Origin of the sequence: Methanobacterium sp. (assembly GCF_038562635.1) — an archaeon.
Classification (GTDB): domain Archaea; phylum Methanobacteriota; class Methanobacteria; order Methanobacteriales; family Methanobacteriaceae; genus Methanobacterium_D.
In genome coordinates this window covers 42,076-55,522 of sequence record NZ_JBCFBO010000001.1, presented here as the reverse complement: position 1 = coordinate 55,522, position 13,447 = coordinate 42,076, and the positions used below count along the sequence as shown (strand labels likewise).

Annotated in this window: 14 protein-coding genes; 1 reads left to right on the top strand and 13 read right to left on the bottom strand. The window is 34.0% G+C overall.

What is annotated here, in order from left to right:
- Window positions 1–57: 57 nt before the first annotated feature.
- From AAGU07_RS00245 to AAGU07_RS00210, 8 genes are all read right to left on the bottom strand, one after another.
- Complete coding sequence (locus AAGU07_RS00245) at window positions 58–264, bottom strand: histone family protein (protein WP_048082423.1); 207 nt, start codon at window positions 262–264, stop codon at window positions 58–60.
- Window positions 265–749: 485 nt separating this feature from the next.
- A complete protein-coding gene (gene cfbC / locus AAGU07_RS00240) occupies window positions 750–1,541 on the bottom strand; it encodes a Ni-sirohydrochlorin a,c-diamide reductive cyclase ATP-dependent reductase subunit (protein WP_342457216.1) in 792 nt (263 codons plus the stop codon).
- Window positions 1,538–2,017 (bottom strand): CBS domain-containing protein, encoded by a 480-nt coding sequence (locus AAGU07_RS00235; protein ID WP_342457215.1) that lies wholly within the window; start codon window positions 2,015–2,017, stop codon window positions 1,538–1,540. The genes cfbC and AAGU07_RS00235 overlap by 4 nt, the downstream gene beginning before the upstream one ends.
- Window positions 2,018–2,314: 297 nt before the next feature.
- The gene (locus tag AAGU07_RS00230; RefSeq protein WP_342457214.1) at window positions 2,315–2,575 is read right to left on the bottom strand and encodes a hypothetical protein; all 261 of its coding nucleotides are present in this window, start codon (window positions 2,573–2,575) and stop codon (window positions 2,315–2,317) included.
- A gap of 346 nt (window positions 2,576–2,921) precedes the next feature.
- Window positions 2,922–3,125 (bottom strand): hypothetical protein, encoded by a 204-nt coding sequence (locus tag AAGU07_RS00225; RefSeq protein ID WP_342457213.1) that lies wholly within the window; start codon window positions 3,123–3,125, stop codon window positions 2,922–2,924.
- A gap of 1,059 nt (window positions 3,126–4,184) precedes the next feature.
- Window positions 4,185–4,988 (bottom strand): nicotianamine synthase family protein, encoded by an 804-nt coding sequence (locus tag AAGU07_RS00220; RefSeq protein ID WP_342457212.1) that lies wholly within the window; start codon window positions 4,986–4,988, stop codon window positions 4,185–4,187.
- Between the two features lie 407 nt (window positions 4,989–5,395).
- Window positions 5,396–6,199 (bottom strand): nicotianamine synthase family protein, encoded by an 804-nt coding sequence (locus AAGU07_RS00215; RefSeq protein ID WP_342457211.1) that lies wholly within the window; start codon window positions 6,197–6,199, stop codon window positions 5,396–5,398.
- A complete protein-coding gene (locus tag AAGU07_RS00210; RefSeq protein ID WP_342457210.1) occupies window positions 6,174–7,007 on the bottom strand; it encodes an ATP-binding cassette domain-containing protein in 834 nt (277 codons plus the stop codon). The genes AAGU07_RS00215 and AAGU07_RS00210 overlap by 26 nt, the downstream gene beginning before the upstream one ends.
- 174 nt (window positions 7,008–7,181) lie before the next feature.
- On the opposite strand from AAGU07_RS00210, the gene AAGU07_RS00205 reads away from it, so the two are divergent.
- Window positions 7,182–7,670, top strand: coding sequence for a GNAT family N-acetyltransferase (locus AAGU07_RS00205; protein ID WP_342457209.1), 489 nt, complete (start codon window positions 7,182–7,184; stop codon window positions 7,668–7,670).
- A 127-nt stretch (window positions 7,671–7,797) separates the two neighbouring features.
- On the opposite strand, the gene AAGU07_RS00200 is transcribed toward AAGU07_RS00205, so the two are convergent.
- The 5 genes from AAGU07_RS00200 to AAGU07_RS00180 all read right to left on the bottom strand — a co-directional run bounded on the left by AAGU07_RS00200 (window position 7,798) and on the right by AAGU07_RS00180 (window position 13,393).
- The gene (locus tag AAGU07_RS00200; protein ID WP_342457208.1) at window positions 7,798–8,271 is read right to left on the bottom strand and encodes a hypothetical protein; all 474 of its coding nucleotides are present in this window, start codon (window positions 8,269–8,271) and stop codon (window positions 7,798–7,800) included.
- The gene (locus AAGU07_RS00195; protein WP_342459326.1) at window positions 8,268–8,906 is read right to left on the bottom strand and encodes an ECF transporter S component; all 639 of its coding nucleotides are present in this window, start codon (window positions 8,904–8,906) and stop codon (window positions 8,268–8,270) included. The genes AAGU07_RS00200 and AAGU07_RS00195 overlap by 4 nt, the downstream gene beginning before the upstream one ends.
- Window positions 8,907–8,953: 47 nt before the next feature.
- Window positions 8,954–9,427, bottom strand: a complete 474-nt coding sequence (locus tag AAGU07_RS00190) for a hypothetical protein (protein WP_342457207.1) — start codon at window positions 9,425–9,427, stop codon at window positions 8,954–8,956.
- Between the two features lie 88 nt (window positions 9,428–9,515).
- The gene (locus AAGU07_RS00185) at window positions 9,516–12,383 is read right to left on the bottom strand and encodes an FmdE family protein (RefSeq protein ID WP_342457206.1); all 2,868 of its coding nucleotides are present in this window, start codon (window positions 12,381–12,383) and stop codon (window positions 9,516–9,518) included.
- Between the two features lie 641 nt (window positions 12,384–13,024).
- On the bottom strand, window positions 13,025–13,393 hold the full coding sequence (locus AAGU07_RS00180) for a hypothetical protein (RefSeq protein WP_342457205.1): 369 nt from the start codon (window positions 13,391–13,393) through the stop codon (window positions 13,025–13,027).
- Window positions 13,394–13,447 lie beyond the last annotated feature (54 nt).

Here is a 13,447-nt window from a genome sequence, read left to right as displayed (position 1 = left end):
TAAACACTAACAGTGTTTAAGGCATACCCTGCCAAGATTTGGCTATATTAAAAAAATTTATAAATTTTTAACAGCTAATTCTATGTCTGATGCTTTAACTGTTTTTCTTCCAGCGTGTTTTGCGAGTTTAACAGCTTCTGCTGCTATTTCTTCGCCTTTAGCTTCTAAAGCTTTTGCTAAAGCTTCTGTTGCATCTTCGCTTACTCTTTGAGCACCAGCATTTTTTATGATTCTTCCGACTGGAGCTAATGGTAATTCTGCCATAAACATTCACCTCATTTTTGTTTTGTCAATATATCCTATTTAAACTATCCTATATATATTTATCGTTTAATCCTGTGATTATTTTAAAAATCATATCATTTTTACTCACATAAAGTCGATTCATACCATCTTTTTGGTACAATATTAAAAATTTAGAGAAATAATGCACATAAATGCTTTTGCACATATCCGCAAAAATGAAATTAGAATATCAGGATCAATATTAACATTTTTGCTCAAATACCTGATCTTAGACACTTACAATTACAAGTGCCACATTTCAATTTTAAAAAAATAAATCAGTGAAATCTATGATTTCTGGGTATCACAATCAAAGATTGTGAAAACCCTTCAAAAATAAAAAAATTTTGAGTTGAAGAAATTTATAATTCTTGCGACTTTTTCGCAATTTTACAAATCTACAAATATTTGTAGATTTGTAATTTCCAAACCGCAGAAAACAAGGTTTTTGAGGATTGATTGAATTATTGAAATCCTCTAAAGAATTCATCAAACTCATCTACACCCATAGGTTCTGGAATAACAAAATCTTCATTGGAATATATAGATTTTGCAAGCTCCCTATAAATATCGGCCTGTTCAGACTCTCCAAATTTCTCAATAACGGTCTTTGCGTCAATTTCACTCTTTTGAACCATTTCACTGCGAGGAATAACACCTATAACCTTGCTTCCAACTTTACCCGCAAATTCACTTACAATCTGAACCTCATTTTCAATTCCTCGGCAGTTGCAGATGATGCCTCCAAGGTTACTTTTAAGCTTTTTAATACCTCTGCAGATATTATTGGCAGCATATAATGCCATGTACTCCCCAGAAGTCACTATATAGACTTCGTCAGCGAAATCTTCCCTAAGAGGTACTGCAAATCCACCGCAGACCACATCTCCAAGCACGTCATATATAATAATATCTATATCATCAGAAAATGTTCCCAGTTTGTCTAGAAGCCCCATTGCAACTATAACGCCTCTTCCAGCACATCCAACTCCAGGTTCAGGACCTCCACTTTCCACACATTTAACATTTCCATATCCTTCAAATAAAACCTCTTCAATGGATGCGTTCTTCTTTTTTTTTACAATGTCAAGGATAGTAGGCAATCTTTTACCTATAAGAGTCCTTGTTGTATCAGCTTTAGGGTCACATCCAATTACAAGCACGTTATAATCTTTAGAATAGGCTGCAGCTATATTGGAAACAATAGTGGATTTTCCAATTCCACCTTTACCATAAATAGCAATTCGCTTACTCATTCCTTCCTCACCAAAGCACCTATGATATCTCCCCTTGTTACAATACCTACCAATTTGTTATTTTCATCAACTACAGGGAGCCTGTTGACGTTATGTTTATCCATTAATGCTGCTGCATCAGAAATTGAAGCGTCTTTTTTTGTGGTTCTGACTTTTTTGGTCATTATTTCGCCGACTAAAACAGATGCTGCCTTTCTTACATCGTTTGCTATCTCTTCATATCCAACTTCCATTCTTACCGGAAGTTCAATTAAATCAAATGGGGCTGGTAAAAGCAGGTTAAGGTTAGGAGAATGAACTTCAATAAGTCTCATTATATCCCCTTCGCTTACGATACCAATTACTTTATTATCTTCATCAACTATTGGGGCCCCACTTATATTTTTTCCCCTTAAAATTTCTGTAACATAAGCTATTGTATCAACATCTTTAAATTTAACTACATCTTTAGCCATAGCATCTTCTACAGTTATCATAGTGATAATTCCTCCGTGATGTACTCATTTACTATAAAATTTATACAATCTATATGAATATTAAGGAAGACCCCATTCTTATAGATTTCTTAGAATCAGGAGACATCCATGATTATATGAAAAAATTTACACAAAAGGATTAACTTACATGTTGAACTTCCTTTAATCAGGAGTTCTGGAGGTATTGAATTAAGAGACTATTTAAATTCACAAGACATATCCTTATCTATAACTTAATAAAATTACAAAATCATTACTATCAAAGCTAAACGTCAGAAGCAGGCCCTAAAAAACAGTTTAATGAGTATTTATATCTTTTTCAACAAAAATAAAATCTTCATCATGGTTTAATATGTATTCTTCAGCCGTCCAATTAAGCTTTCTTAAAGCAGTTTCTACTGTTTTTAAATTCTCTTCACTGTATGGAAAAGTTATCCACGCAACACAGGTAGCTTTTTTTTCAAAGTCAAAATCTAATTCTATTAATTTTTTAATTACTAAATCTAATGTTATTATTTTTTTCATTTTTAATAATTCAACATCATCCTTGTAATTCATTATAATCCCTCAAAAGGTATGGGACATTAAAATTTAAAATAAGCTTTAAATGCCCTATACCTCCTTGGTTAAAAGTTTTTGATATATTCAATCTCTTAAATACATAAGAGAATATTTTGGTGGGGGGATTGATGGCAAAATAGCAAAGTAATAATTAAAGAGGCTATTTTTAACTAATTATAATACTTAGTCAATGCTTTTACCACTACAAAGAATAAATTAGTACTTTTTATATATAATACTTTCTATTTTTTTAGTATTATTACTTTCAAGGTTAATTTAGTCAAAATTGTAATACCCAACTAGAAAAAATGTATAGTTAATTTAAAAATTTTCAATATAATTTTTAAAGCAGTTCTTTATCTATAAAAATAATGTTTTCATCATAGGTCAGCCTGTAATCTTTTATATTCCAATTTAGTTCCTTTAATGATTCGTTTATTAGTTTAAGATTGCTTCTGCTGTAAGGAAATTTCACCCATACAATACATGTATTTTTATCTCCAGATTTTCTCTCGAGTTTTTTAAGTTGTTCTTTAATGTTAATCAACCAATTTTATTATTAGATTCCATTTTAACACCACAATTGAAGGTTAAGTTATATTTAAGAAGAAAAAGTGATGGCAAAGAGGGATTTGTTAATAATCATGCCAACGAATTTGTGTTTAAATAATACTTTACAGTGGTTTTGCCATCACAGACAGAAAATTGGTTTTCAATATATTTAACACTTTCTATTTTATTTTTATTATTACTTTTAACCTCAATACTTGCTTTTTAGTAATAAAAAAGTAAATTTATTACTCTAAAAGATGAAAAACTTTATTTCTTATTAATTTATAGAAATTACGAATATAAAATAAAATATTTTTACAATTAGCCCAGAAATCCATAGAGATATCATAATAATTTTCATTTAAATTTAATTGAAATATTAATACTATTTAATAAAAAGCTAATATTTATATAGGTTAAAATTTAATGATTATTAGTGGTAATATAATGTTGAGAAAGTTTAGGATAGAGTTACCCATACCATTCCCCATATTATCTATACTTACATATCACATGAGCATAATTATGGATTTTACCACTTATTTTTACAATAATATTTGCATTAAGCAATATTTCATAGTATGAAATAAAATATCATGAATTTTATGAATATAGGAATCCATAGTCCTTAAATATAGACACAATAAATTTAAAGAGCATCTTCAAGGATAAAAATTTGAATGGAAATAAAACATGAAAAATCAAATAAACAAAAACAATAAAAGATTTAAAGGAATTTACACCTGCAGCGCACATTCTCTGGGACTATTATTAATCCAATTAAAAGTTGACTTTTAAACTGATAATGTCCAAATAGTTTCAATTCTTAAATTAAGTTATACACTGATTTTGGGATCATTATTAAATAGACAATGCAAATGCATATGTAAAATTAGTATAGTTTAACCTAATTTTCAGTCATAATCGCGTATATTTTCTATAACTGCAGTAAAACATCATAAAACAATGATAAACCCTTGAAAAACGTTGTCATTTGTTAATCCGCTCTAAATTTTGCAGGAGAAAATAAAACATTAAAGTGATCTTAATAAATTTATGTTATCTTCTTAATAAGTACCGAAGTATTGTTTACTTTGCCCGTTGGAAAAACCCTTCCAAGCTCAGTGAAACCACTTAAATCCTCATGTTTTATAGGCGTGTAAAGAATTGCCCTCATGCCACTGTAAGTCCTGTAAAGAATCTTGGTTTCAGGCCTAACTAATTCATGAACGTGTTCAAAAACCCTTATTTTAGGTTCTGCAAATGCGGCAACCATGACACCATCATATTTCACGTGGGACAGCACCGTTTCATCCCCATCAACAACATTTATCTGGGAACTGAGTCCAAGCTTTTCAAGAACTTTTCTTGAGAGATCAGCTATTTCAGGGACCACTTCAATACTCGTGCCTTTAACACCAAAGAACTTGTTAAACAATATAACTGTTAACGGAAGAGGCCCTCCACCTATAAAAACAAGCCTATCATCTTTAGAAAGCTTTGCAAGATTTTTTTCGTTGTTTACAAGCTTTTCATACCTATGGTAAAAATGGAACGATGAGAGTTTCGCCCATGGGTCTTCAGCTTCCAGTATTTCCTTTGCATTGTTTATTTCCAGATTGGTCCCAACATCAACATAGAACTTCCTGATAGTCTTGAGGGCCTGGTTCATCCTTTCATTTTCCAGTATGTGTTTTGCTGAATCAAAGTCAATGCTTTCATCATGCGCAATAATTTCAACAGCATCTAAGATAGGTATAACCTCATCTAAAGGATATTCTCCTATTTTACAGCCGTCGTACTTTTCAAGTGATTTGCATATATTCACTATGTTTCCCCAGTATTTGTAACAGCTCATTTAAACACCTTCATGATTATTTTTTCATAGAACTCCTTTAATATCCCTGTTTCACTGTTTTTTTAAAGATATACCTTTAAAAATCCATATAATTTCGAATCATGTTTTTAAAATTTCATGTTATTGTCTTTTTTTTATTTCATAGAAACTCAAAGTCATACCTGTTTTAATACACATTTTAGTATATATTCAAACTACAATATAAAGAATATTACTAAAACGGCTTAAAACAGGATAAAAGTATTACAATAATCGCCCCAGTATTACTTTATAGGAGAATTGTGGTTTAACACAATATAACTTATTTAATAGAAATTTTTGCAGATTAAAAGTCAATAATAAAAAATTAGAGTTTCATAGAATAAGATCTAAGGTCTGTAAAAAAGTTGTATTATGGATTTGACGTTTTAAACTTCTTTTTTAATGAGCACCGATGTATTGTTCACTTTACCTGTAGGCAAAACCATATTTTCCCTTTTAAACCCTTTAAGTACATCTTCTGTAACTGGAGCATATAAAATTGCTCTCATACCCATATAAGTTCTATAAATGACCGGAATCGATTGATCTATCTGTTTCCTTATGTTTTTAAATACCCTTTCTTTTGGTTCGGCCAGTGCAGCCACCATCACAACGTCATACTCCAAATGGCTGAGGTAAGTTTCGTCTCCCACTACCACATCTATATACTGGTCTAAACGCAGTTTTTTTATTATTTCCTTTGAAAGTGCAGCAATTTCAGGAATAATTTCTATGCTTATACCATGTATCCCATAAAATTTGTGGAGCATTATCAAAGTCAGGGGAAGTGGTCCGCCCCCAATAAACACTATTTTTTCGCCAGGTACAAAAGGAATAAGTCCATGTTCATTTTGAATCAGTTTTTGATAGTGATCAAAGAAATAAAACGATTCTAATGTTTTCCAGGGGTCATGGGACTGAAGTATCTCCTGTGCTTTTTCAACTTCTAACCTTTCCGCTATATCAATGTAGAATTCTCTAATTACATCCAGGGCGGGACCCATCTTTTTATCGCTTAATATGTGCTTTGCATCATCAAATCCAATATTTTTATCATGAGCAATTTCCTCTATTTCCCCAAGCAAAGGTAAAAATTTATCTAAAGGTAAACTTTTTGACTCAAAGTCATTAAATTTACTTAAAGTTTGGGAAATTTTTAAAATCTTATCCCAGTAAATGTAACAACTCATCACGGGCCTCCTTTACAGTTAGTTTAACTTTAATATCTAGGCCTTCCTTCTTTAAGCTATATAATAGATCTGCAACCTGTGGCTGTCTTAAATGTGCTTTTTTTACCAGTTCTGGGCTGGAAAATATCTCCTCTGGTGAACCTTCACCCGCTATTTCTCCATGATGCATCACATAAATCCTATCTGCAAAAAGAGGTATTATATCCACATCGTGACTGGTTAAAAGAATCGTCATTCCTTCCTGGTTTAGTTTATTGAGTATTTTTAATATTTGAAGCACCCCATAAGGGTCCAATCCTGTTGTCGGCTCATCTAGTACCAGTATCTTTGGTTCCATGGCTAGAATACCTGCAATTGCGACTCTCTTTTTTTGACCGCCGCTCAGGTGATGTGGTGCTTTCTTTTTATATTCTTCCATTTCCACGCGCTTTAGGGCATCGTCAACTCTTTTTTTTACTTCTTCTTTTGATAAACCTAAATTCATAGGTCCAAATGCGACATCTTCCACCACAGTAGGGGCAAAAAGTTGATCATCAGGATTTTGAAAAACAATACCCACTTCCTGCCTTATTCTGGTTAAAACTTCCTTTTTATATCCCATTTTTTCTCCAGAAATATTAATCCTTCCATATACAGGTTTTAAAATACCGTTAAATTGTAAAAAGAGAGTAGTTTTACCTGCACCATTTGAACCAATAAAAGCAACTTTTTCCCCTTTTTTAATTTTGATGCTGACATCCCTAAGTGCATGTGTTCCATCAGGGTAATCATAATTTAGATCTTTTGTTTCAATCACTGGTGTTTCCATTAGATATTCCCCAATTGACAATAGGTTTAAATATCTTTGTTGTATATTATATTGTCAGTTAATATAGATATAGTAATGTGTATTACTAAACTGGACTTTTTCATTTAAAAAGTATTAAACAATGCAATATGCGGCAAAGGAGAGGTTCATATTACTTATTTCAATATAAAACAGATGAAAACAGAAGACATAAAACATTACAGCGTAGAAAATTTCATTTTTAAAATAATAAATGAAGAATTTGGTTACGGGTACGTTCCAGAATACCACCACGACATCATAAACATAGAAGACTATTATATTAAACCTGATAAAAGCGTATTTTTACTTGCAACCCATAAAAATACAGGAAGTTTAATAGGAACTCTCGCAATAAGAGCTTATGACAAAAATTATAATATATTTGATGGGATTTATAATTCAAAAAGTACTGCAAGCATTTGGAGAGTTTTTATAGATAAAAGATGGAGAAGAAACGGTGTTGGCTCTAAATTAGTAAGCACCGCAGAAAAGTTCTGCAAAGATAAAGGTTATAAAAACCTGTACCTCCATACACAAAAGATAGTGGATGGTTCTCTGGATTTCTGGCTTTCAAAGGGATACAGGATTACCAGAGACATGAAAAATGAATTAGGGACCGTGCACATGGAGAAAATTATATAATTAAATTTAAGTCACTGAAAATTTAAGAATATGAAATAAAATCTCCAAGCATTGATAAAATCAGAAAATATGAACCCCCTGGGAAAATTATCCATTGTTAGAAAAATAAAAAAAATAAATTAAATTTTCATGAAATCTTCCTTTTCATCCAGAAAGCGCCCCCTGCAAGGCCCCCAATAACACCAATTAATAGACCTGCTGCAAACGGCGTTGCAAATCCTCCACTGCTGTTATTTGAAGTTAACAGAGTTAAACCATTTTTAATATCCATCTCATCGGCTGAGCATACGAATACCCTATTTGACACATTGGAGTTATTGGTTATAAATTCACTGACTGTGCCCTGATAGGCCACTGCCAGAATTCTTTTATTTGGATTAGATAATGCATGTTCAAGCTGATGGGCAACTTCATCATCAGATGTAAATTTGTAGACACTGGCATTCACGCCCATTTCATCCACTACTTTCTTAGCCAGTACCCCGCTTGAATTATCAGCAATTACAATGGTTGATTGAGGTGTAACATCCACCCCATGGGCACTGACAGATGCTACGGTACCCATTATCAAAATCAATAGACATATAACTTTTATTTTCATTTTAATATCTCCTCACCCTTATTCAGTGTTAAAAGTTCAGGTTTAACACCGGATAGTGCCGATACAATTAATACGTTCGCAATCCCTTCAATAACCGCTACAAACAAATAGAATGGAATCAACGTGGCCATTAACATGTCTAATGTTGCAACTCCTGCCGCAATCAGTATCAATACCTGCGTTATTGTGGCCATAGTTATTCCCATTAATGTACCTGCAAAAACACTTAATCTCTTATCAAGATCTAAAGTTAGTTTATAGAAGAGATACGTTGAAAAGCTCAGTACTATTCCCATAGTCACAGTATTAGCACCTAAAGAAGTTATGCCCCCCATTCCCAAAAAGAAAAACTGCACAATAAGGCATAAAAACTCCACTGCAACACCGCTTAAAGGACCAAGCAAAATCACCACAAGAGGTATCAGGAAAAAATGCACAGGTACTCCAAATGGTGATGGTATCGATAATGATGATGCTACAAATGTAGCGGCTGCAAATATGGCCGTTGCCACAATTTTTTTCTCCTTTTCTTCAGTTCTGGAAAGTTTGAATATATATACTGTCAGTATAATAATGGTCAAAATCCAGTAAATCGCAGCCTGCCATAAAGGTATAAGTCCATCAGGTAAATGCAGAATAAAACCTCCTTTTTAAATTTAAATGTTTATTATAGAAACAAAGATTATTTGAACAAACTACTCTTTAAAAAGAGCCCAACAGCCCCCAATCCCACTACAAGAAACACTACAATAGCAGCAGTGTTCCACGGTGAGCTGTTTGAATTTTTGGAAGTTGCATTTGTATCAGACGTGTTGGAATCAGAAGTTGTATTGGTAACTTTACTAGGCTTAGATGTATCATCCACAGATTGATCTCCAGAATCATCAGAATCAGCGTTACTTGAAGATGTTCCAGATTGTACTGACTTTCCAGTATTTGTACTGCTCGCGCCTGATGTACTTCCTGTACTACTTGCACTTCCCGTACTCTTTTTAGTGTTTGTACTTGTACCACTGGTACCTGTTGTTCCACTACTCGTGCTCTGATCGGATGTTTGATCAGAAGTAACTTCTTCAGGATACACGGTACCATGCCCAGGATGTGCCGCTGCAGCACTGCAAAAAGCTAAAACAAACACCATTGTAGATACTAACAAGACACTGAATTTTTTTATGTGTTTTATAAGCTCATCTCCTTTAAATTGTAAACTATTTAAAAAATAAAAAAAGAAAGGGAAAAATATTTTATTTCCTTAAGAATCCCAGAATACTACCTTTAAAGAACCCTACCACAAGAAGTCCTCCGCAGAGAACAGCTCCTAAAGCTATTAATGCATAGTTCAAATCAGACTCTTCTGAGTTAGGAGCAGCTTTGGAAACTTCATAGGCATTACCTCCAGCACTAGGAGTTCCTTCATCAGAAGTAGTAACTTCTGTTTGAGTAGCTGCACTAACAGTAGGTCCAGAATCGCCTACAGATCCAGTAGCAGAACCAGTACCACTGCTTGAAATACCTTGAGAATTGCCTTGAACTCCATCAGGAGCTTCTACTACAGCAGTTCCATTATTATTCTGAGTACCATTCTGATTATGAGTACCGTTCTGATTCTGATTCAGTAAACTTATGAGATCTGCTTGCGTACGCACAGGTAAGCTCTTAATATACTCCAGAGCATTGAGAGATCCATTGCCTCCAGATATGATTGCTTGCCACTCTTCTTCAGTTACCCAAGTATCAACAGTCCGGGTTATTGAAGGTCCAGAAATCAGGTTGGGTATAGTCGCTAACTCCGCAAGACACTCTGGTGAATTCCAGTCGTCGTATTTTTGGAGTACTTTATAAAGATTTATATAGTTTTCATAAGAGTTACCACCTGAAAATTTGGGACTGGTCAAATTGAGTATAGCTACTCTTCGAGTTTTAGTTTTGCTGTCATATATACTGATAATTCCAACTTCACTACCTGCTGACTCCATTCGCTGGTTATAGTAGGTTCCAGATCCTGCAGAAACTCCTAAGAGATAGGATAAAATATCATCTCTACAGATGTCATTGGTAGATACGTAAGAGTACTGTTCATCTTCGCTTATAGGGAAATTATCATAAACGTAGTCGGTAATTAAGTATCCAGTTGTACTACCTCCACAGACGTGGTTGTGCCATAACCATGCCATTAAGACATCGTATGGTGGGTCGTACGGGAGTACCTGGTCTATGATACAGGAAGATTCGTTCTTCACAGTAAAATTACCTGTTTCTGGATCGTAAGTAAGAGTTTTACTGATATATGTTCCATTTTGTACCAGAGTGAACTGGAAGAATAACGGATTGAACCTTGCATTGTGCTGTGATAGTAATGTTGCTCTGGAAAGTCTGGATCCTAAGACATCGTAAATTCCATCAAAGACCATGTCCATTACCTGTTCATTGACACGTACATAACCTGCAGATGTGAAGACTGTGAGGTTAGGATCATCTTTCTCCAGAGTAATGCCGTCTGCCGCGAATAATTCAATGGCTTTGTTAGCAGCATCTATTCCAATCTGTTTGATCTGATCCTCAGTTAGGTTTCCAGTAGTGTAGTTTGTAGCATTTTTCTGGTCCACTAGGTTTGTCAGTCCAAGTCCTAATATGTAGTCCATGTCTAATCCAAGTGCATCACATACAACATTTTTGGAGTCGACTCCTCCAGTCAGGTTGTTGTGAACTTCTGCAGTTATATTGAAAACGTACAGTATATCCACGAGGGAATCTGGGTCGTTTTCTAATTTGTTTATTAACCATGCATTGAATTTCAACTCGGATGCTATACCTGAGTAAGCTATAAGGCCTGTTTTATTCTTGTATGCCTGTACCACTTTGTCTTCATCGAAAGCCATTATTATAAGAGTTCCTGTGTTGGTTGATGCACACCATCGGATGAATCCCACCATGTTGTCAGCGGCACCTGAGTCGCTGGTTTCATATCCAACCCAAGAACGTTTTCCTGAAGTTAAATCTAAGGAATAGATGAACGCATCATCATCTGAATTACCTGGCACACTAACTGCCCTGTAACTTGTTGCTTCCAGTTCTCCATCATCTCCATATACCCCTGGAGGGTAATATTTGAGCAGGAGGCTTATCATAGCCTGTCCGCTGATGGTTCCCAGACAAACATGGCCGTGGTATGCAGCTTGTCTCAGGATGTCTGTTGATAATCCTTCTTTCCAGGCATTAGCCAGGCTGACATAGCCAAATGCTTCATCACCCAATGTTGGAACAATGGTTTTCTCCCATAAAGTCTGGTTGATAGCAGAGAAAGTACCTTTATAAGCTGGTGCTAATGAACCATTCTTGAAGAACGCTGCAGTCAGTGAATTCCCATTCATAACCACAAAACAGAAATCCAGTGGATCTGTTCGGGTTGATTGAAAAGTTAGCAGGTTCCCTTGACCGTAACTGATCTTACCGCCAGAACCGTTTAAAATACCTTCCAAACAGTCCTCAGTCGTGGTCCCATTTAAATAAGCTAAACCAGCAGTAGTTATAACCAGCACTTTATCTGCTTTTGAAAAGTTTAAAAGCTGATCTGCCTTTTTAGTTACCTCTCGACCTAATTTATAAGCAGCAGTAGCATTCATGTTGAAAGTTGCGCTGCCGTACAGGTTAGTGTCTGTAGCATTGGCAGAGTTTAAAAACACGCCGATCATCTGACTTTGGGTAGTATAACCCGGTGCAGAGACCGTTACATTAAATTTAGTACCGTTTACAGCGCCATCATAATCAAAACTCAGCCTATAACCTTTAAAAGCCATGTCATAGGTCTTGGTGACATTAATTTTCGCGCCTTTGCTATCTTTGACAGTTATTTCTGGATTAATAGAATCAGAAGAATACTCATAACCCACTTTCACACCGATTATGGGGTCTACTACATGACTATTATTTTGTGAAGATAACTGCAATGCAGAATTAGTACTATTCTGTAAAGATTGGTTCAAATCTGAACCAGTACCATTACCTCCAGTGGTTGATGAGTCTGCAGCTGATGCGGACCCACAAATAAACAGCGTAAATAGAACTGCTAACACTAGTAATACCATATTTCGCTTAATTGTCCTATTTTTCATATTTTTCACCTCCAAAAAAATTTTCTATTTAATTGGGGCCCTCGAACACCGTGTGTTCGGGACATCGGAAATCGAAGATTTCCAAACGTTTCGAAAAATGCAAAGCATGAGAAATTCAAAGAATTTCTCTTGTATCAAAATCTCCGATTTTGATAACATTTTTCTCGACCTCCTTTTTGTTGACAAACTCAATTTATAGCACAGTTATATTTAATACTTGTTATTAATTTTTTATTATTACTTTCAAGCTTAAAATATAGGCTTCAGTAATAAAAATCAGGAAAAATTAATATTTTTCATTGCAATAATTTTAAAATATTATTAAAACCATTCATACTCGTTCAAATTAACTATTGTTAATTTTAAGTAGTATTAAATAACCACAATAGTTTTAAAATACCAAAAAAAACCTTTAATTAGTTTTAAAATGAGAATAAAAATTTTTAAATAATATAAGAATTATTGAATTTTAGATTATTTATTATTAAAATAATTAATAGCTGCTTTTAGTCAAAATAACATCAGCTACCATTTAAAAATCTAGTCAATAAAATACATAATAATATGGTAGAATGCAGCAAATTACTTGTTATAATTATGTATCTTAAATCAAAATAAAAAAAATAATATAAACACATATCTTATCTGCCACGCAATTTACCCCTAAGTACAAAACCCGCTACAAGCAAGCCAACTATGACTACACATGCTAAAGCAATTTCCCAATAAAAACTTTTTAAATCTCCATAATTTGTAACGCTTTCATTATTATCTTCAGTGTCATTGATTTCCTCAACAGGCTGAACCTTTGTATAATTATCATCAGCAGGTTTGTACTGAATTATCCCCTTTATTTTCACTGCTTGTTGTGCTGCTTTTAATTGTCCCACCATTCCCCCTTTGATCTGGTGTCGAACCTGGCGTTGGATCTGGAGTTGTAATATTAATTTCTTCCGGATATTCAGTACCGTGACCAGAGCGTGCCGCAAAAAGCTAACATATATTGCCATTACAAGTATAAGTATTCCCTTCTCTTCATGTGTTTTATAATCTCACATCCCTTA